Below are 25,428 nucleotides of genomic sequence, written 5' to 3' on the forward strand. Positions count from 1 at the left end.
GCTGAAGCAGAACCGAGGCGGCGGCACCTTGGCGCGCTATTTTCGATTCGAGTATGGGCGATCAGTGTTCGCTGCGTTGCAGTCAACCAAAGCGCTATCACCATGGAAGACTTTTGCTACATCGGGTGCAGCCATGCCGCGCGAGAGCGCGCCATACTTCATTCTCAGCTTCACCTCGCCACCAGGGCGAAGCAGCCAATTGGTGTTTTCTACAACGATATGATCACTGGTGGCTCCGACGAACGTGACGCCAGCAGGGAATATTAGACCCGCCGCATCAGTGTCCTGGAGTCCGATCGCAAGGATCGACCGAGTATTCGAAGGACTGTCTAAAGTCACACACTGCATTGAAGGTATAGGATAATTCATTTGCAAGGGATTTGGATTTGATTTGGTCTTCGTTTCGATCACTTCCGCCCAAAGCGTAAAAACATCTGTGTAAAGCCCGTCGATCGCGTATCCCGAAACGGGATCGGTACCCAGCAGGATGGCCTCACCCAGACGCAGGTTGTTGATCTTTCCGGTCGCCCCCTTGCCAAGCGCCCATGGCAAACTGGCAGAGCCGCCGCCTGACACTGTTTCCAGAGCGGGTCCACTTGCAAGTTCGGTGTCGGCGGCAAGCGACGAAAGCAATTCCATTGCCCCTGCAGAGGGTGCCACATGACCCAGACAGGCAAAATTTGCGCCAATCCCCTTCAGAGAAATCCCTTCCATTCTAAGAATTTGAGACACAGTGCTTTCAAGGTGTTCAGGCAAGATGCCATCCCGCATATCCCCCATTTCCACCATCAGGATAATATTGTGAGTAATGTTCTTCCCCAGCGCCTCGATGGCCAGGCTGGCGATAATGTCCATCTCAGTGTTGAAGCTGACATCGCAGTTATCAAGGACTTGCGCGACCTGGCTCAGCATGGGCGTTCGGATCAAGGATATGGAGCACGAGATTCCAGCATCGCGCATACGCATGATATTGCTGATCCGCGCGTCCGCCAGCCCTGTCACGCCACCTTCAAGCATAGCATTCGCAATCTCAGGATGACCGCAAACGGCTTTTGTCACACCTGTCACCGATATTCCGCGGGGTCTAAGGTGGTCGACCAGGAACCGTGTGTTGTACCGAATTTTGTCCAGATCAACGTCGATACGCAGCTTGCTCATTCAATCGTCGTAACACGTACGGGTTGCAGGCGCGGAAAGGCAGATAGAACCATATTCACCAAGTTTTTTGGAGGACGGTTCAATGCGTCAGTGACCGGGAGATACAATTTGCAGTTGTAGTCTGTGATGGCCTTTGAAATCTCAACATCATTCATTCCTTCATGGTTGATCGTCATGCCAATTACCTCTGTGTTCGCAAATGCCTCGATCAGGGTGATTTCATCGCAAGGGGCGGGCATAGTCATGTTGGGGAAATCACATCGACGTTTTCGTTTAGGCGCGTGTTGAAGAATAACTGCATGTGGCTGACTGCCTCGCAGAATGAAGGCTGATGTGCAAAAAGCCGGATGGCTTAGCGCGCCCTGGCCCTCGATCACTATTACATCCGGGTGCTCACCCTCGGATGCCGCAACGACAGCGCGCTCAAGTTCGCCACAACAAAATTGCGGCGGCACCGAATCCATCGCGACACCATACTTGGCGCCCTGCATCAAGCCAGTTTGGCCGGTGCTGACCAAAACTGTTTTGATCCCATGCGCGTTAAGTGCGCCGGTCAGGATTGTCGCGGTTGTACGCTTTCCAATTGCACAATCGGTGCCGAACACCGCGATGCGGATCGCCTGGACGTCTCCAATACTGCCATCTAACAGGCGCAGGTCGGGATTTGGCCGCGGCTTGCGAATGTCGCGTATCGTGACATCGTGAATTTTGGCAAATCCGGCGAGCTCCTTGTCATCGCTAAGAAATTCATGCAGCCCACTGACGATGTTCATTCCGAGCGTTATCGCATCCAAAACAACTTCGCGATCCTCAAGGGACATTCTGCCGCTGGCCGGCGCCATTCCGTAAATAAAAGTGTCGGGGATCGTAGCTTCATTAGCGACGGCGGCATCAAGATCATCGAAGATGGGAACCTGATTTGCGATATTATCAAGCACTTTGCCACTGTCACAACCGCCATACGTGCTGTCGATCACCGAAAGAACGCGATAGGCCTGTGAATGTCGAACGAGACCATTAGCCGTCTTGCCATCGATCTTTGCGAAGTTTCCTTCGCAATACACAATTGCAGTCGGTGTATCTGTCACGAGTGTCTTGCGGTGAAGCTCTGGAAAAACTGCTTGTTCAGGCGCCAGCTTTTGCGCGTCGCTGGCAATGAACTGCTTGGCATCCGACGCAATGGGTACGGGTTTCATATTTGTTCCTTTTTAGAGTGTGAAACGCGCGTCCTTGGTAAGGACGGGCAAAAATTGTGAAGTTTGGGAAAGTGGGCTTTCTGTCTGAATTCTCACTGGTTCAGAACACACAGCCCTTCTGATCGATGATAGTTTTTGTGGCATTGCCACCCATTGCCGGATCGGTCGATATGGGCATTTGCCGGTAGCTCGATTGCATTGCAGCGATCACCGGACGCCTCGTAGCCACGTTCGCATTTCCATCCAACTCCATGGATCGCGTCATCGTAGAAAGCATTTTCAGGCACAAAGACGGCATCGCACCGTCCGTCGCGCTCAAAATACCCACGCTCGCACGTCCAGGGACGCCCGCTGGTTGATGCGTTCAGAAAAGCGTTTTCCGGCACCGCTACTGCCACGCATGCTTCTCCGTCTTTTTCGTAGCCACGGTTGCAACGCCATGCAGATCCATAAGTGCTATTCGTCAGGTAAGCATTATCCGGCACCACGATTTTCTGGCAGCTATCGTCTACTCTTGTGTATCCACGCAGGCACCGCCACCTCTCACCTGATGGATCGAGATATCCACCCTCAGGCACAATCACTTCAGTGCATGAGGTGCCGCCAACTTCAACAAAGCCATGCATACATGCCCACCCTGAGCCATAGGTTCTGTTTGTGGGGTAGGCATTTCCCGGCACGACAATGGCCACGCATTCTTCGCCTTTCAACCGATAGGACAAATCGCATTTCCAACCGTCGCCATACTTTTTGGGATGCGCGTTATCCGGGATCGAATTTGTTTCGGCCGATGCGGGACTTGATGAGATAAAGGAGCCCGCCAAACTGCTGAAGACGACAACAAACAACGCAGCCATTAAGTGAGCGCAAAACCGGTACTGATTTTTTCGATTTGCCCTGATGCAAACGGCGTTGTCCGAATGTTGAGTGATTGAGTTACGATCCATCCAGGTTCAGCCCCTCGATACAGGCCTGCGCCAGGTCTTTGTTAGGAGTTTGGGATCCCGGCACCGTTGCCCAGCCAGCCGCCATGACGGCATCCTTCTGCTTGAAAGAAGAAGCCTCTTTGATCGTCGTTATTTTTTCGGCGCGTTGGGCGTCAGTTCTCGCCATGTCGACGCAGACCGGAACCAACGCAGCGATTACATTGTCGCGGGACATGGCGTTGGCCATCTTGTCCGCGCTACCGCCGGTCATCCATCCACCCCATGAAAATCCAACGACGCCTACGAAAACCCCGCCGATCAGAGCACCGTAGATTCCGGGTTTAAGCCATTCGGGCGTGTTCATAATCTATTCCTCCTGCGGGGAAAGCGCCGCATCGCTGTCATTGTTAGATGTGGCCAAGGTCTGGTCGTGCTTAAGCGCCAGTTCAAAATCTTCTGGGTCAATTGGGCGCATTTCCGTGCGGCCTGGCTTGCTGCCTTTGCCCCGAACTGTCAGGTAGGTTCCGGTTCTGCGATAGGCTTCGAAACTCAGGCCCTGCAGTAGCTCTTCTTCGACAACTACTTCATACTCGCCTGCAGGAAGTACATCCGGGTAGCCGGACAAAGAGAACGGATTTGAAAACGTCACCAAAGAACTGGACGATCTTGTGCTCACCTTTGTCCTCCATTTAGTTTGTTGGATCTTCCCCGCGCAGTCTGCCGCGGTACACGCTCGTAAGCGCCGCGGTAGTACTGGCGTTGTAATTTAGAATAATGTGCAAATGTCAGGCGCGCGCTGATCGATGTTAGTCGGCGGCCAATGACCTGAGATTTTATTGGAATCTCAAATGCATTTGGTGCCCGAGGATCAGGCACACTGCCAAAAATTGACTAACCTGCGTCAGTGCAACGATGTTTGGATTCCGGCAACGTGATGTGTGTTGGCGGGATATTTGCTGGCGTGTTCTTAACGAGTAATTGAGAAGCGCAGGAAATCCAGTACCGCAATCGGACTGTATTTATCTTGCGCTTCTTTTTCAGTGAAATCCCAAATCTGCCGAAGCGAATTCCGTCTCTAACAGGCAACGATCATCAAAATCCCGGCATCGCTGTAGGGGTGAACTTATTGCTTCAACAGTGGCCCGGCCTGATCCAGATAAGTGGGGTCAAAACCGGCCAACGTCACCAGTCCTTCATAATCATCAAATACCACTTGCCCGGATTGAAAAGTAACCAGCCCCTTCTCCCGCAGTTGCCGTAGGACACGATTAACATGTACGGCACTCAGTCCCAGTGCATCGGCAAGGTGGTATTGTGTCAGTGGGCAGGCGTATCCCGTCTTGCTTGCCATCCCGACCTGAGACAGCCTCACACCAAGTTCCAATAGAAAATGCGCCATGCGCTCACCCGCATCTCGCCGTCCTATGTTGACCAGGTGCTCAACCACCATCGCTTCATCTCGAGAGACCGCCCAAAGAATTGCTGTCGCCAGCCGGGGCGTTTGCGCAAATGCGTCCAGGAGATCATCCACTACTACTTCAATGGCTTGGATTTCCATGATTGGTTCTATGCTGTGATCCGAGGTGTGCAGCAGAACGCTTCGCAAGCCCAGAAAGTCACCCGGTATTTGGAAATCGACGATCTGACGCGACCCGTTAGTCTGGGTTTTGTAGGAACAAACCCAGCCCGAGGCCAGAATGTAGGCAGCCTGCTCTGATTGCCCTTGATGCACAAGGTCACGTCCGGCTTCAAAGGTTCTGCGACGCTTGTGCAGGCGTGCCAATGCCGCAAGTTCAACCTCAGTAAGAGCGACGAAGTTTGAAAGCTTTCGGGTGAGTGGACTGTTTTTGATAGTGCGCAAGTGTTCTTCCTTCATCGATGAGCAGCCCGCGAAACTATCCGACGCCAAGACTGCTTTCGATCAGTTAAGTATACAGCAATCTATGCCAGTATGATGCAATTCATTGTGGCGCTTCCTTGCTTGGACGCCTGTTAAAAAAGGACGTCTACCATGGCTGACCGGCAAGACCACTCTGGAATGGCCGCACTCTCAATTTGTGAAGCGCTTTTGCTTGCAATCAAAGATCGTGAGCTCCTGCCCGAACATGAAATTGTGGGAGTTCTGCGTGACGCAGCCGCTGCCCACGAAACAGCGGTCGGCAATAACGATGAAAAGGATATGCACCAGGCCGTCGCCTTTCTCATTAACCGGATCATTGCTTCCGGCTATCGGGTTCGGCAGTAGCATAAAGTCCCGTATCGGAAAAACAAGATTATGCTCGTCAAAAAAAGCTTAACAGCAAGAAGACACAAAATTGGCGTCTCGTTTCTAATCAGTTCAAACACGAAGCAAAAACCAATGTTTCAATACTTGCCATATCCCGCGTCTTGCTCGTCCGACCGAGCCGCGGCGAAGGTACGGTTCCCGTTAACGCAAATACAACGGCTGCGAATGACCTGATTGGTGACACTTGCCGCGACGCAACAATAAGTATGCCGCGACCGCGAGCAAGTGCTGCTTTAGCGAAGGCTCCAGATCGAAAGACGGCAAAGCCAGCTTACCGTGAGTTCACCAAAGCCCAGATTTCGCTTGCGCAGCGAACGGCAGGAACGCAGGCAGCAGCAGCATCCGAGGGGTGCACTGGATGTCTCCTTTGGGCCGTCCGTGATGTATCCTCTCGCCATGCGACAGCTGATACTGCGTTGCCTCTGATGTCGGCAGGGAGCCCTTTTTGACCAATGCCGCGCGGTGTTCTAACCGGAGCAATCGGTGCATTTCGGCCATTGAACTTTGTTTGCTCGGAATGGATGTTGGAGTTCGTGTGAATTCCGCAGATGCAAGCCGGCCTAACAAATTCTCTGCACCGTTCTACGCATCTCCGTATAGTGTAGTTGTTGTGAAGTCGCAGGGGTTCGTATCGGCGGATAGCCACCCCGAAAGCGCAGTCAAGGAGAGGCGTTGCCATGAGATCGCGTAGTGACATTACCGCTCTGAAAACCCTGGTTATATCAGGCGGACACACGTTGTCGCTGGTCAGTGGCGATGTCGAAGACCGAGTTACATTTCAGCTCGAACGCTTAGTTTCGGAAGGACTGGCTACGCGAGATTCACCAAAATCCGGACAAGGTACAACATACCGCATCACCGCGTTGGGTAAAAAAGTATTGCAGGAATTTGAAGATGATCAAAAAGGGTGACGGTATGAAGCGGATTTTTTGCAGGATATTTGGGCACAAGTGGCGCGTTCGCTGGGCATCGACCTACCCCTTTCATCATTGTCTTCGCTGCGGGGTGGGTGGAGATATCCACTGCAATGAAGTTCACTAAAGGGGGGTAGGAAACACAGATCCAATCGCGCCATTGCTTCGAAAAGCAGCGAAAGACAGTGTTTGCGATTTCAGGATCTACCACTCAGCGGCCAATATGGCCGCTGAGTGGAGTTGCTTAAAAGCAATTTACTGCAATTGCAGATTTTCGGCGGACGTCTTGCCGCGCATCCGGTCTTCTTTCAGATCGAAGCCGACCTTTGCGCCTTCTTTCAGGCTGTCGAGGCCGGAGCGCTGAACCGCGCTGATGTGCACGAATGCGTCGCCGCTACCGTTATCCAATTCGATGAAGCCGTAGCCTTTAGTTTCGTTGAACCATTTTACTGTTCCGGTCGTCATGAGATTATCCTTTCAATGACATGTGCGCCCGCCGGGATTGGCCGGGGCTGTTTGCTGCGTTAGGCAGCAGGTTGGGTGAACTCACCAATATTGGAGAGCATTCGCATAAGACCGTCCTGCGCTTGGGCGGGGTCGATCTTGTGTTTTTGGTGCCCGTTCCGCTGACGCGTTGCGTGACCAACCGTTCGCGGTTTTGGCGACGGCGCAATTTTGGCAGCACAGGGCTTTTGCGGTTGTGCAACCCGACTGCGTTTCGCAGGCTCGGCTTGCGTTTCATCGCCATTTGGCAGCCTGTTGCCGATCAGCTTTTCGATATCCCGCAGGAGGGGCATCTCTTCGCGATCACACAGTGAAATTGCGGTGCCGGTTCTGCCTGCGCGAGCGGTCCTGCCGATGCGATGCACGTAGGATTCCGGCACATTCGGAAGCTCATAATTCACCACATGAGACACATCGTCGAAGTCGATGCCCCGTGCCGCAATATCGGTTGCCACAAGGACGGTGGTCGCCCCTGTCCGGAACCCCGCCATGGCGCGTTCGCGCTGAGGCTGGCTTTTGTTCCCGTGAATGGATGCTGAGTTGATCCCGGCGGCAAACAAATACTTGCAGACGTTGTCAGCCCCGCGTTTGGTGCGCGTGAAAACAACGGCGCGATGCACGTCCTTGTCCGACAGAATGTCTGCCAATACACGGCGTTTGTCCTGCTTGGCCACATGCCGGACGCTCTGCGCGATCCGTTCAATCGGCTTTGAAACAGTCGCCACCTGAACCTCTGCCGGATCGTTCAGGAAGTCATCAGCGAGTTTTCTGATCTGCCCCGGCATTGTTGCCGAAAGCAGTGCCGTCAGGCGAGCCTCGGGCAGTTTTGCCATGATCTTGCGAATGCTGGGCAGAAAGCCCAGATCCAGCATCTGATCAGCCTCATCCACCACAATGGCTTTGGTTGCGGACAGGTTGATAACGCCTGTGCCAAGGTGGCCGAGCAGGCGTCCGGGTGTTGCCACCACAATGTCCACACCGCCGCTGAGAGCCTTGATCTGCCCGCCGGGGCGTACGCCACCGACAACAAGTGTCGCCGTGATCTGGCTGAACTTGCTGTAAGCGCGGATGTTGTCCACGATCTGCGCCGCAAGCTCGCGCGTCGGCGTCAGGATCAATGTCGTGCACTGTTTCGGAGCGGGTTTTGATCTCTCACGCTCAATCCGATGCAACAGTGGCAATACAAATGAGGCGGTTTTTCCTGTGCCGGTCTGGGCAATGCCGATCACGTCGCGCTCAGATTGCAGCAGCGGAATGACCTTGGCCTGAATGGGCGTAGGGGTCGAATATCCTTGAGCCTTGATGGCCTTCAGGATGGGCTCGGCAAGGCCGAGGGTGTCAAATGTCGTCAAAAGCGTTTGGTCTCGTGCCATAAACGCGGTTCACCGCTATCGGCACTTGGTCTCTCTAATCTACTGGGAAGCTCGTATGAAATAGCCGCCGTCGTTTCGTTGCTCTCAAGGAGCTATTCAAGACAACGATCTGGGAATCACGGGCGAGAATACTTTGCCGCTGATTTGGTCATCCACACGCGGCGTTGCGACTCACCTACAGGGCAAAGGTTAAGAAAGCAACAACTCATTTAAGAGCAGACATTTGCCAAGGTTACGTTTGTCCGCAAGGCCGGAATAGCAAAGTCTTGGATTGAATGTCCGGTTTGCTGATTGCCGCCATGTCCTCGGCGAACGGAGTGGCGGATTTGTCCGCAACTCAAACATTGCTTCCACAAAATTTGCTGCGCTTTGCATGAACGACCGCTGTTTCTTCTGCGGCGAAGCTGGAAAACTTGGTCGACTGCGTCGCTGCATCCACGAACTTTTTGCGCAGATCGCTCGCGGCATGGGCTCAAGGCAGTCGCCTGAGGTTTTCGGCTAGATGTCAGCTAAGCGGCGTTCAGAAATCACTCAGCAATAGACCAGAACAAGCCAGCGTCAGTCTAGGATCTAACCGTCCCCCCTTTAAGAACCAGACGTTGATCCACAACCCTTAGCAACGGAATTTGGAACGAGGGCACTACTTGCAAAATCCATATTTTGATTCGTCTTAGGCGCGCAATCGCCGCTCTCTGCGGAAATTGGTCCATAAGAAACGCTAAAGTCCCATTCTGCGGAAAGTATTTTGTTCTTCGCGCGCCGGTACGTTGCAAAACCCCGGAAACAAAGGCATTTGTAACAATATGTGAATAAAGGCTCACCGCTTGCAAATCCGTGTACACCGGTTCGATTCCGGTACTCGCCTCCACTCCCTTGCAAAATCGTGTCAGTCGGCCCCGGTTCTCTGTGCGTCACACGGCCTCACGTCCCCGCGGAACAACTTCGTATCCGGCTTCTTCGGGTTCGTCGTCCTGCATTTCGGGCGGAAAGCCCGGCGCGCGGATGTCGAGGCCTGTAGCCTCTTCCAGACGTCGGATGATATTGGGAGACAGTTCACGTTCGCCAAAGCGTGCGATGCCATCTTCGAAAATCTTGATCATCAGAGGGTTGATCTCCAATGGCACACCTGCGCGGTCGGCGACTTCTTGGAATAGGCCGATATCCTTCTTTACCAAGTCCATTGTAAACGAGATATCGCGCGATCCATTCAGGATGACTTGGCTTTCCGTTTCGTGAACAAAGGACGTACCGGATGAGATTTTGATCGCCTCATAGGTCGTGTTTAGGTCCATACCTGCCGCCTTGGCCGTCACCAGTGCTTCGGCGCAGGTGATCAGGTTTGCGGTGGCCAGATAGTTCGTCAAAACCTTCAAAACTGATGCCGAACCCAGCTCACCCGTATGCAAGATGCGCCGCCCCATCGTGGTCAGAAATGGCAAAATCCGGTCGAAGGTCTCTCGGTCACAGCCGGCAAAGATCGAGATATTCCCCGTTGCGGCCCGGTGGCAACCGCCAGAGACCGGGCAATCCACCGCAGCACCGCCGCGTTCAATCACCATTGCCCCCAGTCGTTTGACCTCGGCCTCGTCGGTCGTGGACATCTCCATCCAGATTTTGCCCGGCCCGACCTCGGGCAGCATCTCTTGCATCACAGCGTCGGAAGCGGCGGGAGAAGGCAGGCAAGTGATGACCGCATCGCAATCGCGCATAAGCTGCGCTGGGTTTTCGGCTGCTTTGGCCCCCTTGGCCACAAAGTCCTGCACAAGGTCCGCGCTCAGGTCATGTACGGTCAGATCAACCCCATTGCGCAGCAGCGACCCCGATAGCTTTGCTCCGACGTTTCCCAACCCGATAAAGCCAACTTTCATAATACCCTCCGGCGGCTGTGCATTGATTTGTTCGCAAGTATCCACATTGCGTTTTCAAAAATGAAACGAATAATAATCGAAATAATGACCAAAAATTATTGGTGATAAATGGATCGACTTCCCAACCCCGCATGGCTGCGCAGCTTTGAATCTGCCGCACGGCATCTGAACTTTACCACCACCGCGAAAGAGCTTGGCCTAACCCAGACTGCAGTGTCGCTACATATCCGATCTCTTGAGGCTGATCTGGGCCAGAAGCTATTCACTCGAAACGCGCGGCGGCTGGAACTAACCGAACTGGGCCAATCCTATGCTTTGACCGTGCGACGTGCGTTGGGTGACATCGCCCTGTCCACCAACAGCTTGTTCGGCCCCGCCTCGCGTCAAACCCTGACGGTGAGGGCCGCGATATCTACAGCGACCTATTGGATTGCGGCTGAATTGCCAGATTTCATGGCGCGACACCCAGACATTCCCGTGCGTCTTGTGTCACACATCTGGAACGACACAATCGCGCCCAAGGACGTGGATGTCGAAATTCGAATGGGCTACGGCGACTGGCCGGGCGTGACCTCGGAAAAGCTGACCGACGAAACGCTGGTTCCAGTTTGCCGATCCGGATCGCCTATTCCAGACCTGCAAGCGCTTCATGGCAGCCCACTGATTCACATCCTGGGCTACGAGGACAACTGGGCGCGCTACTTTGAAGCTCATGGATTGCCCCCGGCAGAGCGCGCGCCGCTGTGCTCGGTCGATACGTCCGTGGCAGCGCTGCAGCTGGTTATGGCAGGCGCTGGGTGTGCAACGATCGTCGAGCGGTTCGCACGCAACGCTATTGCTAAGGGCGCTCCGATCCGGATCGCGGGCCCTGCGATTCCATTTGCGCAATCGCACTACCTGATTGCAGCTCCGGGAACCGGTCAGCCCTCGGCTGCAGCTGGGTTGTTTTGCGCTTGGCTGCGGGAACGGCTGACCTTGGATGCCGCTGGCTGACACTGGCTGGTCGCTTTTCCGACGTCATCCCTGTCCAAGCCCGGCTCGTGCTTGACAACCCCCCTGCCCGTGCCGCATGTCGCTTGCGTTGGTGTCCATTTTCGGATGGATGAAAAGGGAATGTGCCAGCGGATGATCCGTCAAGCACAGCCGCCCCCGCGACCGTGACCGGAGAGGTTGCCCAAAGCCACTGGCCTAAAAGGCCGGGAAGGCGGGACATCCGACAGGGCCAAAGGCTCTGACATCCGCAAGCCGGGAGACCTGCCAGCACCCGAAGTTGAAACCGGACGGGGTGATCCGGTGTCGGGTCCATGCACAGACGTGGCCCGCATGAAACCCCGTCCCCCGCGAAGAGGATTTGGGGGGATGAGAGACGTGACCGAGACCACACCAGTCGAGCTGCTGGTCTGTACGACCTGCCGTCGTGGCTTGCCCATTGAAGATGATGCCCAGCGGCCCGGTACTTTGCTGCATAAGGCATTGGAGAAGGCAGAACTGCCAGACGGTATCCAGCTGAAGCCGGTTGAATGCCTGTCGAACTGCGATCAGGGCTGTTCCATTGTACTGCGCGGTGGCCCATCCCGCTGGACCTTCGTTTACGAAAACCTCAACGAGGTCGATCATGTCGAGACCATCGTTGACGGCGTCACCAAGTATCTGGCTGCCGAAGACGGTCTGGTGAAATGGCGCGAACGCCCCGAGCATTTCCGCAAAAACTGTGCGGCCCGAATTCCCCCGATTGGAGCCTGATATGTCGAACCTTGAGAAACTCCCCGTCACTGTGATCACCGGCTTTCTGGGCTCGGGCAAAACCACTCTGGTGAAACACCTGATGCAAAACCCGCAGGGCAAGCGTCTGGCTGTTGTCGTTAATGAGTTCGGCGATGTTGGCGTTGATGGCGATATCCTGAAATCCTGCGCCATCCCTGACTGCCCTGCGGAGAACATCATGGAGCTGGCAAACGGCTGCATCTGCTGCACCGTAGCCGACGATTTCATTCCGACCATCGAAGCCCTGATGGCGCTGGAGCCGCGTCCTGAGCATATCCTGATCGAAACCTCTGGTCTGGCGTTGCCCAAGCCGCTGCTGAAAGCGTTCGACTGGCCCGATATCCGCTCGAAAATCACCGTGGACGGCGTGATCGCCCTTGCGGATGCCGAAGCCGTTGCCGCAGGTCGGTTCGCCCCGAATGTCGAAGCGGTTGACGCACAGCGTCTAGCCGATGACTCGATCGACCACGAAACACCTCTGTCCGAGGTGTTCGAGGACCAGATCTCCTGCGCCGATATCATCCTGCTGACCAAGCCTGATCTGGCCGGTCCCGAAGGTGTCGCGAAGGCCAAAGAGGTCATCGCAGCCGAGGCCCCGCGGCCCCTGCCCGTGGTCGAAGTGGCCGAGGGTGTGGTCGATGTACGCGTCGTTCTGGGTCTGGAAGCCGCAGCCGAAGATGACATGAACGCACGCCCGTCGCATCACGACGGCCACCACGATCATGAGCACGACGATTTCGAAAGCATCATCGTCGAACTGCCCGAACAAACCGATCCCTCCGATCTAGTCGCCAAGATCGAACGTCTGGCCTCTGAACTGAACATCCTGCGCGTCAAAGGCTATGCGGCCGTTCAGAGCAAACCGATGCGCCTGCTGGTACAAGCCGTGGGTGCCCGTGTGCGTCACCAATATGATCGCCCTTGGGAACCCGGCGAAGAACGCCGCTCGCGTTTGGTGGTGATTGCCGAGCATGACGACATCAAAGAGGCCGAAATCCGCGAGATCCTCGTGGGTGTGCGCGAGGCTGCCGAGTAAGTCCCATGCACGTCGTCTTTCGCGAAAGCCACGGGTTAGAGGAAACGGAAACCCCAACCGATCTGGGTCAGAGCCCAGCGGATTTGGTGGTGCTGTCGTTCTCGGACAGCGACCTTGGCGCTTTCGCGGCGGGCTGGCATCGTGGTGGTGGCCCAGAGGGGCGGATGCCGACCCTGCGGCTGGCCAACCTGACGGCGCTGAAACATCCCCTGTCGGTCGACACATATGTTGAACAGACGTTGGAGGGAGCGAAGGGCATCCTGATCCGCCTAATCGGCGGGGTACCCTACTGGTCATACGGTCTGCAGCAGGTGCTGGCGCTGGCGCAGTCGAAAGGGATCGCGTTGGCGGTTCTGCCGGCGGACGGGCGCGAGGACACGCGGCTGGACGACTACTCCACCCTGCCCGTTTCGACCCTGCGACGGCTTGCCCATCTGTGTGACACCGGCGGGGAGGTTGCAGCGCAGGCTGCGCTGGCTCAGATGGCTTTGGCGGCGGGGCTGTATGCCGGGCCGGTGATGGGGGCCAAGACGATCCCCGAATGCGGCGCATGGTGCCCGGATCGGGGCGTGATTTCGGTCGAAAAGGCATTCGCAGGCGACAATAAACGAATCCTCGTCACCTTCTACCGCGCCTATCTGACCTCGGCCGACACGGCCCCGGTCGCGGCGCTGATCCGCAGTCTGCGTGCGCGTGGACTGGACGCCGTTGGCCTGTTTGCCCCATCTCTCAAAGCACCCGCAGCTGCAGATTGGCTGCGTGAGCAGGTAACGGCGCTTGCCCCGTCAGCAATTATCAACGCCACGTCATTCTCGGGCAAAGGCGCGTCCGGCACGTCGCCATTGGATGCAGCCAATGTTCCCGTGTTTCAGGTCGCCCTCGCCACCTCGCGCCGCAAAGCCTGGGCCGAGGCGGAACGTGGCCTGTCCCCTGCAGACCTGGCGATGCATGTGGTCCTACCCGAAGTGGACGGCCGCATCTCGGCTGGTATCGCGTCGTTCAAGGAACCGGGCAAACGCGATCCGCATCTGGAATATTCGCGCTTTGCTCACCGCGCCGAAGCGGAACGGATCGAAGCCATCATCGACCGCGTTACAGGCTGGCTGACCCTGAACGACAAACCCAAGGCGGATCAGGTTCCTGCGCTGGTGCTGTCCACCTACCCCGGCAAAGACTGGCAGATGGCCCACGCTGTAGGCTTGGATGCGCTGGCCTCGGCTGAGGCAATGCTGTCCGATCTGCAGACTGAGGGCTATGACACAGCCCCCGCTGAACCGATCGCCGAAACGCTCCTGAACGCCCGGATTTCGTGGTCTCTGGTGGACTACCAAAACGCGCTGGACGAATTGCCTCAGCAGCTTCGCAAGGACCTAACCATGGTCTGGGGTGTTCCCGAAGATGACCCATCCTGCACTGACGGCGCGTTCCATTTTACCGCGCTGCGCCGGGGCAAGACGCTGGTGGCGTTGCAGCCCGAACGCGGCACGCCTGAGGCGCGCGACGACGATTACCATGACCTCTCGCGCACCCCGCGCCACGGCTATGTTGCCTTCTATCTTTGGCTGCGCAAAGACCTTCAGGCTGATGCGCTGATTCATATCGGCGCTCATGGCACGTTGGAGTGGTTGCCGGGCAAATCAGTCGCCTTGTCGGCAGACTGCTGGCCCGAAGCATTGATCCGCGATTTGCCGGTGATTTATCCCTTCATCGTCAACGACCCAGGTGAGGCTGCCCAAGCCAAGCGCCGGATCGGGGCAGTCACTTTGGGCCATATCCCGCCCCCGATGAAGGAAAGCGGAACACCGGATCGGATGGTGCGGCTGGAATCACTGCTGGACGAGTTCTCAAACGCCGACGGGCTCGACCCAAAACGCCGCGACCGTCTGCAGGAGGATATCCGGGATGAGGCGCAGGCCATCGGGTTGGAGAGCGATCTGGGTCTGGATCAGGCCACCTGCACCGCCGAGGCAATCACACGCATCGACCGCTTTGTCTGCGATATCAAAGAAAGCCAATTCGGTGACGGTCTGCACATCTTTGGCCGGGTTCCGGATGTCACCGGTAACTTTGATCCTGCGCCGTCAGCTAATTCCGAACGCAACGCCCTGATCGACGCGCTTGCGGGCAAGCGGATCGAGGCTGGCCCGTCTGGCTCCCCCTATCGCGGGCGCTCTGATGTGCTGCCCACCGGGCGGAACCTGTATACCACCGACCCGCGCTCGGTCCCGACCCGCGCGGCGTATGCGCAAGGCGTAAAGCTCGCCGAGGAGTTGGTCCGGCGCCACCTGCAAGAAGAAGGCGATTATCCCAAAGGGCTGATCGTGGATCTTTGGGGCTCGGCCACGATGCGCACCGCGGGCGAGGAATTCGCAATGGCTTTGCACCTTTTGGGTGTAAAGCCCGTCTGGGACAAAGGGTCCGAGCGGGTGTCGGGTATCGAGGTTCTGCCGATCACAGACCTCAGCCGCCCGCGTCTGGATGTGACCTTGCGCGTATCAGGTCTGTTCCGCGATGTTTTCCCGACCCTCTCGGCGCTTTATGGACAGGCCGTTCGGGCGTTGGCGGATCGCGATGAGGCATCGGATTGGAACCCCTATGCCGGTCAGAAACCCTCGGCCCGCGTCTATGGCCCTGCGCCCGGCAGCTATGGCGTGAATATGACGCAGCTGTCTGAAATCTACACGGATGAAGCGCGGACGCAGGCGGGTGAGGCGTGGCTGGAAGCCAGTTCCTTCGCGTTGGAAGGCGAGCATATTGCACAGGACAAAGACGGCATCACCCAACGGGTCGCCAACGCCGACAGCTTTGTGCACCTGCAGGACCTGACTGAAACCGATCTGTTGCTGGCCAATGACTATGCTACGCACGAGGCCGGATTTGCCGCTGCCAAAAAGGTAACCGGTGGCGCGGCGCAGCTGTACCATCTGGACAATACCAATCCGGAAAACCCGCGCGCCCGCACACTGCCCGAGGAAATCAGCCGCGTGGTTCACGCCCGTGCGGCCAACCCGGGTTGGATCGCGGGGATGCAACGGCATGGTTTCAGGGGCGCGGCCGAGATCGCAGCGACCCTGGATCACATGGCCTCGTTTGCGCACCTGTCCGGCACGGTCGCACCGCACCTGTTCGACCTCTACCACGACGCCACTCTTGGCGATGCCGAAGTTGACGCGTTCCTGCAAGAGGCCAACCCGCGCGCGCATCAGGCGATGCAGGACCGTTTCCGGGCGCTGTTGGAGGCCGGTCTCTGGAATACCCGCCGGAACTCGATCCGCGCCGATCTGGAGGGGTTGGGATGAGCGCCCCCATCGTTCAGGGCTGGTGCCCCGGCGCGCATCGCCCGATGATGTCGGGCGACGGTCTGGTGGTTCGCGTGCGCCCACGGCTGGCACGTTTGGATGCGGACCAGGCGCTGGGTTTGTGTGACCTTGCGGATCGTTTTGGCAACTGCTCGATCGATTTGACCAATCGCGCAAACTTGCAGCTGCGGGGGGTCGAAGAATATGACCACCAGGCTCTGCTGAAAGAGCTTGCAGCCCTGAACCTTCTGGATGCCGAACCCGGTATCGAAGTGCGCCGCAACATTCTTGTTACGCCGCTCTATCAGGCAGGAGATCTGACCGCGCGCCTGACGCAGGAATTGATCAACAGACTGGCCGAGCTTCCGGCGCTGCCTGCCAAATTCGGCTTTGCAATCGACACTGGGCCAGAACGTCTACTGACCCTTGATTCTGCGGATATTCGCCTTGAGACAGGTGCCGATGGTCTGATCCTGCGCGCCGATGGTTGCGAAACGGGCCAGAGCGTGACCGAAGCCGATGCGATTGACCGCGTGATGGCTTTGGCAACTTGGTTTTCTAAGAACTATACGCCCGAGGCGCGCCGCATGGCGCGGGTCGTCAAAGCGCTGCCGCAAGAGTGGCAAGGATCCCCGCCCGGCCCCGTTGGCGCAAAACCACAACCCGGCCCCTGTGAAATCGGAGCGCTGTATGGCGCGGCTTTTGGGTCGCTGCCGGCGCGCAAACTTTACGATCTGATTAACGACAGTGATGCTACTGCCCTGCGTGTCACGCCTTGGCGGATGATCCTGCTGGAAGGCGGGGCGGCGATACCCGCCCCGGAGTTTGTCACAGATGGCTCTGATCCGCTGATGACAACCGACGCCTGCCCCGGCGCACCGTTCTGCCCGCAGGCGCAGTTGGAAACGCGCGACATAGCGCGCGCGCTGGCATCCCGCGTACCCGGCAGCCTGCACGTTTCAGGCTGCGCAAAGGGGTGCGCCCGGATGGGGGCGGCGGATGTTACATTGATCGGCCACAACGGGCGATTTGATCTTGTCAAACAAGGCCGCGCAGGGGATGAGCCCAGCCAGACCGGCCTGACCGAAGAAACACTTTTGACCATGGACTTCACCTGATGCCCTATGAATACGAAACCGACGGAGCGGCGATCTACAAGGAGAGCTTTGCCACGATCCGGTCCGAAGCTGACCTCGCGCGTTTTGATGCCGATGAAGAGCAGGTCGCCGTGCGCATGATCCACGCCGCCGGGATGGTCGGGTTGGAAGAGTTCGTGCATTTCTCGCCCGGTTTCGTCTCGGCTGCGCGTTCTGCGCTGGAAGGCGGCGCTCCGATCCTCTGCGATGCGCGCATGGTCAGCGAAGGCGTGACACGGTTCCGCCTGCCCGCCGATAACGAAGTGATCTGCACCCTGCATGACGAGCGCGTGCGCCCCCTGGCGGCAGAGATGAGCAACACGCGCTCGGCCGCGGCGCTGGAGCTGTGGCGCCCGCACCTTGAGGGCGCTGTAGTTGCTATCGGCAACGCGCCGACTGCCCTGTTCCATATGCTGAACATGCTGGAAGACCCCGCCTGCCCACGTCCGGCCGCCATCATCGGCTGCCCGGTTGGCTTTGTCGGCGCGGTGGAATCCAAAGATGCTTTGTGGGAGGCGCAGCCTGTGCCGTCCTGCATTGTCAAAGGCCGTCTGGGCGGCAGCGCCATTACAGTGGCCGCCGTAAACGCCATCGCGAGCCGCGCTGAATGAGCGCGGGCAAAATATATGGCGTGGGCCTTGGCCCCGGCGATCCGGACCTGATGAGCGTGCGGGCCGACCGTTTGCTGCGCAATGCGCGCCACGTGGCTTTTTTCCGCAAACCGGGCCGCAGCGGCCAGGCGCGCAAAATCGTAAACGGCATGATCCCCGGAGATGCGGTGGAGTTTCCGATGGAATACCCCGTAACCACCGAAATCCCATTGACCGACCCGCGCTATAACGAACTGCTGTCGACCTTCTATCAGGACTGCGCAGCGCATTTGAAAACGCTGTCGGATCAGGGTGAGGACGTGGTGGTTTTGTGTGAAGGCGATCCGTTCTTTTATGGATCGTTCATGCATCTTTACAGTCGCTTACGCGATCAGGCTGAGGTCGAAGTTGTTCCGGCCATCACTGGCATGTCCGGCGCTTGGACCGCGACCGGCGACCCGATCACCTGGGGCGATGACGTGCTCACAGTGTTGGTCGGCACCCTGCCCGAAGAGGACTTAGCGCGTCGGATGGCGCAAACCGACGCCCTAGTCGTGATGAAGATCGGGCGTAACATCGACAAGGTGAAGAGCGCGCTGAAAACGGCGGGGCTGTATGACCGCGCGTGGATTGTGGAATTTGCGCAAATGCCGAACCAGACCGTCACGAAACTGTCTGAGGCATGCGAGAAGGTCACCCCCTATTTCTCGATCATCATCGTGCATGGGCAGGGCCGTCGACCATGAGCGGCTGGGTCAAGATCGCGGGCCTCGGGCCCGGAAATGAACAGTTGGTCACGCCCGAAGTTTCAGCAGCGTTGGCCGAAGCTACCGATGTGGTTGGATACATCCCGTACGTCGCACGCGTGGCAGAGCGCCCCGGCCTGACGCTGCACGCCAGCGACAACAGGGTTGAGATTGACCGGTCCCAACACGCCTTGCAGATGGCGGCCGAAGGCAAGCGGGTCGTCGTGGTGTCGTCCGGCGATCCGGGCGTCTTCGCCATGGCGGCTGCAGTGTTTGAGGCGCTGGAAAGCGGCCCTGCCGAGTGGCGCAATATCCCCATCGACGTGCTGCCAGGCATCACTGCAATGTTGGCAGCCTCAGCACGCGCAGGTGCGCCACTGGGGCATGATTTCTGCGCGATCAACCTCAGCGACAACCTGAAACCATGGTCTTTGATTGAAAAACGCCTGCGCCTGGCAGCGCAGGGCGATTTTGCGATGGCGTTCTACAACCCGCGCTCAAAGTCCCGCCCGGAAGGCTTTGTGAAAACGCTGGAAATCCTGCGCGAGGAGTGTGAATCAGAGCGCCTGATCCTGTTCGCTCGCGCCATATCGCGCCCCGATGAGGCGATCCGGATTTCCACACTGGCCGAGGCGACGCCGGATATGGCCGACATGCAGACGGTTGTCATCGTCGGATCATCGCTGACCCGCGTGATTGAGCGCGACAGCAGCCCGATCGTTTACACCCCGAGGTTCACGCCTGAATGAGCCAGCCAGTCCAGAACTTGTGCGACATTCGACAGTTCGGTCCTTTGCGGAAGGCTCGGGCGGTCGATCATCAGCACCGGCACGCCCAGCGCGCGCGCGACGTCCAGTTTGGCACGCGCGCCACTGCCACCCGAGTTCTTGGACACCACAACCTCAATCCGGTGACTTTCCATCAGCGCCCGGTCCTCTGCCTCTGTAAACGGTCCGCGCGACACAACGACATCGCAATGGGGCAGCGGCAGCGCATCGGGTTCGTCCACCAATCTCAGCAGGTATTGATGCTGGGGTTGCGCCGAAAACTCCTCAAGATGCAGGCGCCCGACGGCCAGAAAAACGCGGCGTTTCGGCCCGGTCAAGGCTGCGACTGCTGCGTCGATGTCGGCAACGTGCTGCCAGCGGTCGCCGTCTTGTTTGCGCCACGCCGGGCGGGCCAACGCGACCAAAGGTACGTTGGCCGCTTTGCTCGCGGCAACCGCGTTCGTGCTCATCTGCGCGGCGAAGGGATGGGTGGCGTCGACCACATGCGTTATTCCGTGGTCGCGCAGGTAGCTGGCCAGCCCCTCAACACCGCCAAACCCGCCAACACGCACCGGCAACGGCTGCGGCCTTGGATTATCGACACGACCGGCATAGGAATAGGTCGCCGGGATGCCCCGCTCGGCCAGAGTTTTGGCCAGCGCGTTGGCCTCGGTCGTGCCACCAAGGATCAGGAGGTTGGTCATGCATGAGGCTCCGTGGCTGAGCGTTCTGGGCTTGGGCGAAGATGGACTGGATGGCCTGCCGCCCGCAAGCCGTCAAGTGCTGGAACGCGCCGAAATCATCATGGGTCCGCCGCGCCACCTGTCACTTATCCCTGACACAGGCGCTGAACGGGTTGAATGGCCCGTGCCATTTGCCGACGGGCTGCCGGTTCTGACCGGGTACCGGGGGCGACTAACGGTTGTTCTCGCCTCTGGCGATCCGTTCTGGTTCGGGGCCGGTTCGGTGATCGCGCGCAATTTTGATGCGGGTGAGTGGGTCGCCCTGCCCGGACAGTCCACCTTTTCGCTCGCAGCCGCCCGTCTGGGCTGGCCGCTGGAAAGCACCCAGACGTTCGGCTTGCACGCGGCACCGCTTACGCGGCTGCGCCCGCACCTGTCACCGGGTTTGCGCGCCATTCTGCTGCTGCGCAACGGGGCTGCGGTGGCCGAGCTTGCCACGTATCTTAGTGAAACGGGCTTTGCCGATACGCAGCTGCACGTGATGGAAGCGCTTGGCGGCCCCCGCGAACGGTCGCGAAGCGTCACGCTGACCGAGGCCCTGCTGGGCGGGTTTGATCACCCGGTTTGCGTGGGGTTGGAGGTTGCCGGCGAAGGTGAAGCTCTCCCCAAGTCCTCGGGCAAGCCAGACGAAATTTTCGAAAACGACGGCCAGATCACCAAACGCCCCGTGCGTGCATTGACCCTGTCGGCCTTGGCTCCCAAACGGGGCGAGCATTTGTGGGACATCGGCGGCGGCACAGGTTCGATCAGTATCGAGTGGCTGATGTGTGATCCAACCCTGACCGCAACCACGATCGAACCCCGCGAAGACCGGGCCGAGCGAATACGGCGCAACGCGGATTCTCTGGGTCAGGATCGACTGAACGTTGTGCATGGTACGGCCCCCGACGCGTTGGATGGTCTTGCCCTGCCAGACGTCGTTTTCATCGGCGGCGGGCTCAGCGCTGACCTTCTGGCTTGGCTGCGGAATACCCTGCCAAAGGGCACCCGGCTGGTCGCCAATGCGGTTACGCTGGAAAGCGAAGCGCTGTTGGCCCAATGGCACGATCAGGTTGGCGGAGAGCTTCTGCGCATCGAACTTGCGCATGCCTCGGCACTCGGCCCACGACGCGGCTGGAAATCCGCCTATCCGGTGGTGCAGTGGAGCGTGACCCTATGATCGTCGCAGGGCTTGGGTTTTCGTCGGCGGCAACCGTTAACAGCCTGCGCGCAGCCTTTGAACGGGCCAGCGCCGGGCAGGTTGTGGACGCTTTGGCCACTGTTGCCGACAAGGAAGGCCATGCGGCGCTGGCGGATTTCGCATCTGCGACCGCCTTGCCCGTGCATTTCATCGCGCCCGCCGATCTTGCGGAACAGCGAACCCTCACCTGCTCGAACCGCAGTCGTGCCACTTATGGCACCGGCAGCGTTGCCGAAGCATCCGCCCTTGCCGCCGCCGGAGCTGGCGCGCGGCTGACCTCACCCAGACAGATTTCTGACGACCGGCTTGCCACATGCGCCGTCGCCATCGGAGGACACATATGACCGTTCATTTTATCGGTGCCGGACCCGGCGCCGCCGACCTTCTGACCCTGCGCGGGCGCGATATCATCGCCTCATGCCCGGTATGCCTGTACGCAGGCTCGCTGGTGCCTGAGGAAATCCTTAGTCATTGCCCCGAGGGCGCAAAGATCGTGAACACTGCGCCGATGGATCTGGGTCAGATCATGGCCGAGATTGAAGCAGCCCATCAGGCCGGTCAGGATGTGGCGCGCCTGCATTCCGGTGACCTTTCGGTCTGGTCGGCGATGGGTGAACAGATCCGGCGGCTGAAAGAGATGGGCATTCCCGTCAGCGTCACGCCGGGTGTTCCATCGTTCGCAGCCGCTGCGGCAGCGTTGGGCACAGAACTGACCTTACCCGGTCTTGCGCAATCCGTGATTCTGACCCGGACACCTGGCCGTGCATCCTCGATGCCCGAAGGTGAGACGCTTGAGAACTTTGCCCGCACCGGTGCAACGCTGGCCATTCACCTGTCGATCGGCAATCTGGACAAGGTGATCGCGGACCTGACCCCGGCTTATGGGGCAGATTGCCCGGTAGCCGTGGTCTACCGCGCCAGCTGGCCGGACGAGCGGATCATTCGCGCCACGTTGGCGACCCTGAAAGAGGCGTTGGACGAAAGCATCTCACGCACCGCTCTGATCATGGTCGGCCCAGCGTTGGCAGGCGAAGGGTTTGACGAAAGCTGCCTGTATTCAAAAGATTATGACCGCCGCTATCGTCCGCAAAGCGCGGACAGCCCATGGTCCAGCTGGAGCCATGGTGATGACTAACCCTCCGGGCCTTTTGATTTCTGCCCCGTCTTCTGGCACGGGGAAGACCACCGTCATGCTGGGCCTGCTGCGGGCCTTGGCCGAGGACGGTCTGACCGTGCAACCGTTTAAAAGCGGGCCGGACTATATTGACCCGGCCTTTCACCGAGCAGCTGCGGGGCGGGCATCGTTCAACCTAGACAGCTGGGCGATGGCCGATCCGCTGCTAAGCGCCATTTCCGCACAAGCCGAAGGTGCCGACATCGTTGTAGCCGAAGGGTCCATGGGGCTGTTCGACGGCGTGGCCAAACCCGGAGAGCTGGGCCATGGCTCCAGTGCTGAGACAGCACAGCGCATGGGATGGCCCGTGGTGCTGGTTCTGGATGTGGGCGGTCAGGCGCAATCGGCGGCTGCCACCGCGTTGGGGTTCCGGATGTATAACCCCGATCTGCCCTTTGCCGGTGTTATCCTGAACCGTTGTGCGAGCCCTCGTCACGAACGCCTGACCCGGCTGGGAATGGAGCGCGCAGGCCTGCCGGTTCTGGGCGTTCTACCCAGACGCGGAGACCTGACGCTGCCCGAGCGGCACCTCGGTCTGATCCAGGCTGTTGAGCATCCCGATCTGGAAAGCGCGATAGCCGGCTATGCGGCCTTCCTGCGCGAACATGTGGATCTTGCGGCGATCAAGGCGGCGGCTTCCTCAGGCCCCAATGGGCCATCGTCAGCCGCGCTGCCGCGGCCTCCGGCCCAGCGGATCGCGCTGGCACGGGACGCGGCGTTTTCGTTCACCTATCCGCATTTGCTAGAAGGATGGCGTGCGGCAGGAGCAGAAATCATGCCGTTTTCCCCGTTGGCGGATGAGGCCCCTGCGCCGGATGCCGATTTGGTTTGGTTGCCCGGAGGGTATCCCGAGTTGCACGCGGGCACTTTGGCCGCGGCCACCACATTCCTGAGCGGCCTGCGCGCGCATGCTGAAACAAAGCCCGTACATGGCGAGTGCGGCGGGTACATGGCGTTGGGTGAGGCGCTGGTCGACAAGGAAGGTGTCCGACATCAGATGGCGGGTTTGCTTGGCCTTGTAACATCCTATGAAAAAAGGAAATTCAACCTTGGTTACCGCAAGGCACGGTTGCTAGAGCCAATGCCGGGTATTGCGGTTGATACGACTCTTCGGGGGCATGAGTTCCACTATTCGTCGATCCTTGAGCAGCCCGATGCACCTTTGGCCCGGGTGTTCGATGCCGAAGGCGTTGAAGGCCCACAAACCGGATCGGTGCGCGGTAACGTAACCGGAACCTTCTTTCATCTGATCGCCGAGGCACAGGCATGAGCGGTTTTGTTTCGTTCATTGGCTCAGGCCCAGGTGACCCGGAGTTGCTGACGCTGAAGGCCGTAGACCGGATGCAAAAGGCGGATGCGGTGTTGTTTGATGACCTCAGCAGCGGCCCGATCCTGAGCCACGCGCATCAGGACGCGGACCTTGTGGGTGTCGGCAAGCGCGCCGGTCGACCCTCGCCCAAGCAAGACCATGTCAGCCGTTTGCTGGTGGATTATGCCAAGACGGGTGCCCGGGTGGTGCGGTTGAAGTCCGGCGACGGCGGATTGTTTGGTCGACTGGAAGAGGAACTGGTGGCGCTGCGTGCAGCCGGGATCGAGTATGAGATCATCCCGGGCATTCCCTCGGCAGTTGCAGCGGCGGCAGCGGCCGGAATTCCCCTGACCCGACGGCTGACCGCCCGGCGAGTGCAGTTCGTGACGGGTCACGACGTCAGCGGCAAGCTGCCGGAGGATCTGAACCTGACGGCCCTGGCTGACCCGGATGCCACGACGGTCGTATTCATGGGCAAACGCACGTTTCCTTTGCTGGTCGAGGCGCTGAGTGAACATGGCTTACCGCTGGATACGCCAGCGCTAATGGCTGAATCCGTATCCACCCCGGATCAAGTACTGCACCGCTCAACCGTCGGCGGATTGGCCGAGAAACTAGGGGCCGAGATCGGAACGGCCCCCGCCCTGATCCTGTATGGCCCGCTGGCTGAGGCCGAAAATGTTTGATCTGACTCTGATCGGTATCGGCACCGGCAACCCCGACCACGTGACCTTTCAGGGCGCACAAGCCATTCGCAACGCAGACCTGATCCTGATCCCTCGAAAGGGTGAGAACAAGGCCGATCTGGCCGGTCTGCGCGAAGAGATCATTGCTCAGGTTGCCCAGACCCCTCCTAGAATTGCATACTTTGACATCCCAAAACGCCGGGCAGATGACGGGTATCTGCGCGGCGTGGATGAATGGCACGATGCCATCGCACTTCGGTGGCAAGAGGCGATCCGGGCTTATCCCGATGCGCAACAGGTCGCTCTGCTGATCTGGGGGGATCCGTCGCTCTATGACAGTTCCCTGCGCATCGCGTCCCGACTGAACCCGCAACCCAGGACCCGCGTGATCCCCGGTATTACCGCGCTGCAGGCGCTTACGGCGGCCCATGCAATCCCGATCAACGATCTGGGCGCGCCTTACGTGGTCACCACAGGGCGCCGCATTCGGGATGAGGGATGGCCACAGGACGCATCGAAAGTTGCGGTCATGCTGGATGGGGAGTGTTCGTTCCAAAGCCTTGAGATGGCAGACTATGACATCTGGTGGGGCGCTTACGTGGGCATGAAAGAACAGATTTTGGTCAGTGGGGCCTTGGCCGATGTCGCTGTACAGATCGTGGAAACCCGCGCACAGGCGCGTGAAAATCACGGCTGGATCATGGACATTTACTTACTGCGGAAACGTGGCGTCTGAAGCTTCACCCAGCTGAACGCGCGCTTGCTACAGCCT

General features: G+C 58.6%; 27 protein-coding genes and 1 riboswitch. Of the genes, 17 read left to right on the plus strand and 10 right to left on the minus strand.

What is annotated here, in order from left to right:
- Positions 1–36: 36 nt before the first annotated feature.
- The 6 genes from GOV53_RS07775 to GOV53_RS07800 all read right to left on the minus strand — a co-directional run bounded on the left by GOV53_RS07775 (position 37) and on the right by GOV53_RS07800 (position 5,156).
- Positions 37–1,158: an alanine/ornithine racemase family PLP-dependent enzyme gene (locus GOV53_RS07775; protein ID WP_170465215.1), complete on the minus strand. Its 1,122-nt coding sequence runs from the start codon at positions 1,156–1,158 to the stop codon at positions 37–39.
- Complete coding sequence (locus GOV53_RS07780; protein ID WP_170356898.1) at positions 1,155–2,354, minus strand: DUF1611 domain-containing protein; 1,200 nt, start codon at positions 2,352–2,354, stop codon at positions 1,155–1,157. The genes GOV53_RS07775 and GOV53_RS07780 overlap by 4 nt, the downstream gene beginning before the upstream one ends.
- Positions 2,355–2,446: 92 nt before the next feature.
- On the minus strand, positions 2,447–3,301 hold the full coding sequence (locus tag GOV53_RS07785; RefSeq protein WP_170356897.1) for a hypothetical protein: 855 nt from the start codon (positions 3,299–3,301) through the stop codon (positions 2,447–2,449).
- Positions 3,291–3,644, minus strand: a complete 354-nt coding sequence (locus GOV53_RS07790; protein WP_170329075.1) for a hypothetical protein — start codon at positions 3,642–3,644, stop codon at positions 3,291–3,293. The genes GOV53_RS07785 and GOV53_RS07790 overlap by 11 nt, the downstream gene beginning before the upstream one ends.
- Positions 3,645–3,647: 3 nt before the next feature.
- A complete protein-coding gene (locus tag GOV53_RS07795; RefSeq protein WP_170329073.1) occupies positions 3,648–3,956 on the minus strand; it encodes a hypothetical protein in 309 nt (102 codons plus the stop codon).
- Between the two features lie 447 nt (positions 3,957–4,403).
- Positions 4,404–5,156 carry a Crp/Fnr family transcriptional regulator gene (locus tag GOV53_RS07800; protein ID WP_170465217.1) on the minus strand — a complete coding sequence of 251 codons (753 nt, stop codon included), beginning with the start codon at positions 5,154–5,156 and terminating at the stop codon, positions 4,404–4,406.
- A 135-nt stretch (positions 5,157–5,291) separates the two neighbouring features.
- On the opposite strand from GOV53_RS07800, the gene GOV53_RS07805 reads away from it, so the two are divergent.
- From GOV53_RS07805 to GOV53_RS21505, 3 genes are all read left to right on the plus strand, one after another.
- Positions 5,292–5,525 carry a hypothetical protein gene (locus GOV53_RS07805; protein WP_170336649.1) on the plus strand — a complete coding sequence of 78 codons (234 nt, stop codon included), beginning with the start codon at positions 5,292–5,294 and terminating at the stop codon, positions 5,523–5,525.
- Positions 5,526–6,244: 719 nt separating this feature from the next.
- A complete protein-coding gene (locus GOV53_RS07810; protein WP_170329068.1) occupies positions 6,245–6,478 on the plus strand; it encodes a hypothetical protein in 234 nt (77 codons plus the stop codon).
- A gap of 4 nt (positions 6,479–6,482) precedes the next feature.
- On the plus strand, positions 6,483–6,608 hold the full coding sequence (locus tag GOV53_RS21505; RefSeq protein ID WP_170336644.1) for a DUF1660 family phage protein: 126 nt from the start codon (positions 6,483–6,485) through the stop codon (positions 6,606–6,608).
- 128 nt (positions 6,609–6,736) lie between these two features.
- Here GOV53_RS21505 and GOV53_RS07820 read toward each other — a convergent pair whose 3' ends face one another.
- The 3 genes from GOV53_RS07820 to GOV53_RS07830 all read right to left on the minus strand — a co-directional run bounded on the left by GOV53_RS07820 (position 6,737) and on the right by GOV53_RS07830 (position 10,226).
- On the minus strand, positions 6,737–6,946 hold the full coding sequence (locus tag GOV53_RS07820) for a cold-shock protein (RefSeq protein ID WP_170329064.1): 210 nt from the start codon (positions 6,944–6,946) through the stop codon (positions 6,737–6,739).
- Between the two features lie 59 nt (positions 6,947–7,005).
- Entirely contained in the window at positions 7,006–8,358 is a 1,353-nt protein-coding gene (locus tag GOV53_RS07825) for a DEAD/DEAH box helicase (RefSeq protein ID WP_217361243.1), read from the minus strand.
- 911 nt (positions 8,359–9,269) lie between these two features.
- Positions 9,270–10,226 (minus strand): NAD(P)-dependent oxidoreductase, encoded by a 957-nt coding sequence (locus GOV53_RS07830; RefSeq protein ID WP_170465219.1) that lies wholly within the window; start codon positions 10,224–10,226, stop codon positions 9,270–9,272.
- 108 nt (positions 10,227–10,334) lie between these two features.
- On the opposite strand from GOV53_RS07830, the gene GOV53_RS07835 reads away from it, so the two are divergent.
- From GOV53_RS07835 to cobJ, 8 genes are all read left to right on the plus strand, one after another.
- Entirely contained in the window at positions 10,335–11,219 is an 885-nt protein-coding gene (locus GOV53_RS07835; protein ID WP_170465221.1) for a LysR substrate-binding domain-containing protein, read from the plus strand.
- 72 nt (positions 11,220–11,291) lie between these two features.
- Positions 11,292–11,502, plus strand: a riboswitch (cobalamin riboswitch).
- 83 nt (positions 11,503–11,585) lie between these two features.
- Positions 11,586–11,969: a DUF1636 family protein gene (locus GOV53_RS07840; RefSeq protein WP_170426529.1), complete on the plus strand. Its 384-nt coding sequence runs from the start codon at positions 11,586–11,588 to the stop codon at positions 11,967–11,969.
- A 1-nt stretch (position 11,970) separates the two neighbouring features.
- The gene (cobW, locus tag GOV53_RS07845) at positions 11,971–13,026 is read left to right on the plus strand and encodes a cobalamin biosynthesis protein CobW (protein ID WP_170465223.1); all 1,056 of its coding nucleotides are present in this window, start codon (positions 11,971–11,973) and stop codon (positions 13,024–13,026) included.
- 5 nt (positions 13,027–13,031) lie between these two features.
- Positions 13,032–16,325 carry a cobaltochelatase subunit CobN gene (gene cobN / locus GOV53_RS07850; RefSeq protein WP_170465225.1) on the plus strand — a complete coding sequence of 1,098 codons (3,294 nt, stop codon included), beginning with the start codon at positions 13,032–13,034 and terminating at the stop codon, positions 16,323–16,325.
- The gene (locus tag GOV53_RS07855; RefSeq protein ID WP_170465227.1) at positions 16,322–17,443 is read left to right on the plus strand and encodes a cobalamin biosynthesis protein CobG; all 1,122 of its coding nucleotides are present in this window, start codon (positions 16,322–16,324) and stop codon (positions 17,441–17,443) included. The genes cobN and GOV53_RS07855 overlap by 4 nt, the downstream gene beginning before the upstream one ends.
- A complete protein-coding gene (locus tag GOV53_RS07860) occupies positions 17,443–18,072 on the plus strand; it encodes a precorrin-8X methylmutase (RefSeq protein ID WP_170465229.1) in 630 nt (209 codons plus the stop codon). Before GOV53_RS07855 ends, GOV53_RS07860 begins: the two co-directional genes overlap by 1 nt.
- Positions 18,069–18,797 (plus strand): precorrin-2 C(20)-methyltransferase, encoded by a 729-nt coding sequence (locus GOV53_RS07865; protein ID WP_170465231.1) that lies wholly within the window; start codon positions 18,069–18,071, stop codon positions 18,795–18,797. Before GOV53_RS07860 ends, GOV53_RS07865 begins: the two co-directional genes overlap by 4 nt.
- Positions 18,794–19,546, plus strand: a complete 753-nt coding sequence (gene cobJ / locus GOV53_RS07870; protein ID WP_170465233.1) for a precorrin-3B C(17)-methyltransferase — start codon at positions 18,794–18,796, stop codon at positions 19,544–19,546. Before GOV53_RS07865 ends, cobJ begins: the two co-directional genes overlap by 4 nt.
- Here cobJ and GOV53_RS07875 read toward each other — a convergent pair.
- Complete coding sequence (locus GOV53_RS07875; RefSeq protein ID WP_170465234.1) at positions 19,519–20,268, minus strand: cobalt-precorrin-6A reductase; 750 nt, start codon at positions 20,266–20,268, stop codon at positions 19,519–19,521. The two genes, cobJ and GOV53_RS07875, sit on opposite strands and share 28 nt — an antisense overlap.
- On the opposite strand from GOV53_RS07875, the gene cbiE reads away from it, so the two are divergent.
- From cbiE to cobF, 6 genes are read left to right on the plus strand one after another with little or no spacing between them, the layout of a single operon-like run.
- Positions 20,267–21,466: a precorrin-6y C5,15-methyltransferase (decarboxylating) subunit CbiE gene (gene cbiE / locus GOV53_RS07880; RefSeq protein WP_170465236.1), complete on the plus strand. Its 1,200-nt coding sequence runs from the start codon at positions 20,267–20,269 to the stop codon at positions 21,464–21,466. The two genes, GOV53_RS07875 and cbiE, sit on opposite strands and share 2 nt — an antisense overlap.
- Positions 21,463–21,831, plus strand: a complete 369-nt coding sequence (locus GOV53_RS07885) for a cobalamin biosynthesis protein (protein ID WP_170465892.1) — start codon at positions 21,463–21,465, stop codon at positions 21,829–21,831. Before cbiE ends, GOV53_RS07885 begins: the two co-directional genes overlap by 4 nt.
- The gene (gene cobM / locus GOV53_RS07890; protein WP_170465238.1) at positions 21,828–22,622 is read left to right on the plus strand and encodes a precorrin-4 C(11)-methyltransferase; all 795 of its coding nucleotides are present in this window, start codon (positions 21,828–21,830) and stop codon (positions 22,620–22,622) included. The genes GOV53_RS07885 and cobM overlap by 4 nt, the downstream gene beginning before the upstream one ends.
- On the plus strand, positions 22,609–23,931 hold the full coding sequence (locus GOV53_RS07895; protein WP_170465895.1) for a cobyrinate a,c-diamide synthase: 1,323 nt from the start codon (positions 22,609–22,611) through the stop codon (positions 23,929–23,931). Before cobM ends, GOV53_RS07895 begins: the two co-directional genes overlap by 14 nt.
- The gene (cobA, locus tag GOV53_RS07900; RefSeq protein WP_170465240.1) at positions 23,928–24,656 is read left to right on the plus strand and encodes a uroporphyrinogen-III C-methyltransferase; all 729 of its coding nucleotides are present in this window, start codon (positions 23,928–23,930) and stop codon (positions 24,654–24,656) included. Before GOV53_RS07895 ends, cobA begins: the two co-directional genes overlap by 4 nt.
- Positions 24,649–25,392, plus strand: coding sequence for a precorrin-6A synthase (deacetylating) (cobF, locus tag GOV53_RS07905; RefSeq protein WP_170465242.1), 744 nt, complete (start codon positions 24,649–24,651; stop codon positions 25,390–25,392). Before cobA ends, cobF begins: the two co-directional genes overlap by 8 nt.
- The last annotated feature ends 36 nt before the right edge of the window (positions 25,393–25,428 follow it).

The organism is Ruegeria arenilitoris, from assembly GCF_013035315.1.
Taxonomy (GTDB): Bacteria; Pseudomonadota; Alphaproteobacteria; order Rhodobacterales; family Rhodobacteraceae; genus Ruegeria; species Ruegeria arenilitoris_D.

Coding starts and splice junctions, on each gene's coding strand:
- GOV53_RS07855 (WP_170465227.1), top strand. CDS start 16,322: ATGAGCGCCCCCATCGTTCAGGGCTGGTGCCCCGGCGCGCATCGCCCG.
- GOV53_RS07835 (WP_170465221.1), top strand. CDS start 10,335: ATGGATCGACTTCCCAACCCCGCATGGCTGCGCAGCTTTGAATCTGCC.
- GOV53_RS07885 (WP_170465892.1), top strand. CDS start 21,463: ATGATCGTCGCAGGGCTTGGGTTTTCGTCGGCGGCAACCGTTAACAGC.
- GOV53_RS07895 (WP_170465895.1), top strand. CDS start 22,609: ATGGTGATGACTAACCCTCCGGGCCTTTTGATTTCTGCCCCGTCTTCT.
- cobW (WP_170465223.1), top strand. CDS start 11,971: ATGTCGAACCTTGAGAAACTCCCCGTCACTGTGATCACCGGCTTTCTG.
- cobN (WP_170465225.1), top strand. CDS start 13,032: ATGCACGTCGTCTTTCGCGAAAGCCACGGGTTAGAGGAAACGGAAACC.
- cobJ (WP_170465233.1), top strand. CDS start 18,794: ATGAGCGGCTGGGTCAAGATCGCGGGCCTCGGGCCCGGAAATGAACAG.
- GOV53_RS07790 (WP_170329075.1), bottom strand. CDS start 3,644: ATGAACACGCCCGAATGGCTTAAACCCGGAATCTACGGTGCTCTGATC.
- cbiE (WP_170465236.1), top strand. CDS start 20,267: ATGCATGAGGCTCCGTGGCTGAGCGTTCTGGGCTTGGGCGAAGATGGA.
- GOV53_RS07775 (WP_170465215.1), bottom strand. CDS start 1,158: ATGAGCAAGCTGCGTATCGACGTTGATCTGGACAAAATTCGGTACAAC.
- GOV53_RS07830 (WP_170465219.1), bottom strand. CDS start 10,226: ATGAAAGTTGGCTTTATCGGGTTGGGAAACGTCGGAGCAAAGCTATCG.
- GOV53_RS07780 (WP_170356898.1), bottom strand. CDS start 2,354: ATGAAACCCGTACCCATTGCGTCGGATGCCAAGCAGTTCATTGCCAGC.
- GOV53_RS07875 (WP_170465234.1), bottom strand. CDS start 20,268: ATGACCAACCTCCTGATCCTTGGTGGCACGACCGAGGCCAACGCGCTG.
- GOV53_RS07785 (WP_170356897.1), bottom strand. CDS start 3,301: ATGGATCGTAACTCAATCACTCAACATTCGGACAACGCCGTTTGCATC.
- GOV53_RS07805 (WP_170336649.1), top strand. CDS start 5,292: ATGGCTGACCGGCAAGACCACTCTGGAATGGCCGCACTCTCAATTTGT.
- cobF (WP_170465242.1), top strand. CDS start 24,649: ATGTTTGATCTGACTCTGATCGGTATCGGCACCGGCAACCCCGACCAC.
- cobA (WP_170465240.1), top strand. CDS start 23,928: ATGAGCGGTTTTGTTTCGTTCATTGGCTCAGGCCCAGGTGACCCGGAG.
- GOV53_RS07840 (WP_170426529.1), top strand. CDS start 11,586: ATGAGAGACGTGACCGAGACCACACCAGTCGAGCTGCTGGTCTGTACG.
- GOV53_RS07800 (WP_170465217.1), bottom strand. CDS start 5,156: ATGAAGGAAGAACACTTGCGCACTATCAAAAACAGTCCACTCACCCGA.
- GOV53_RS07820 (WP_170329064.1), bottom strand. CDS start 6,946: ATGACGACCGGAACAGTAAAATGGTTCAACGAAACTAAAGGCTACGGC.
- GOV53_RS07810 (WP_170329068.1), top strand. CDS start 6,245: ATGAGATCGCGTAGTGACATTACCGCTCTGAAAACCCTGGTTATATCA.
- GOV53_RS07865 (WP_170465231.1), top strand. CDS start 18,069: ATGAGCGCGGGCAAAATATATGGCGTGGGCCTTGGCCCCGGCGATCCG.
- cobM (WP_170465238.1), top strand. CDS start 21,828: ATGACCGTTCATTTTATCGGTGCCGGACCCGGCGCCGCCGACCTTCTG.
- GOV53_RS07860 (WP_170465229.1), top strand. CDS start 17,443: ATGCCCTATGAATACGAAACCGACGGAGCGGCGATCTACAAGGAGAGC.
- GOV53_RS21505 (WP_170336644.1), top strand. CDS start 6,483: ATGAAGCGGATTTTTTGCAGGATATTTGGGCACAAGTGGCGCGTTCGC.
- GOV53_RS07825 (WP_217361243.1), bottom strand. CDS start 8,358: ATGGCACGAGACCAAACGCTTTTGACGACATTTGACACCCTCGGCCTT.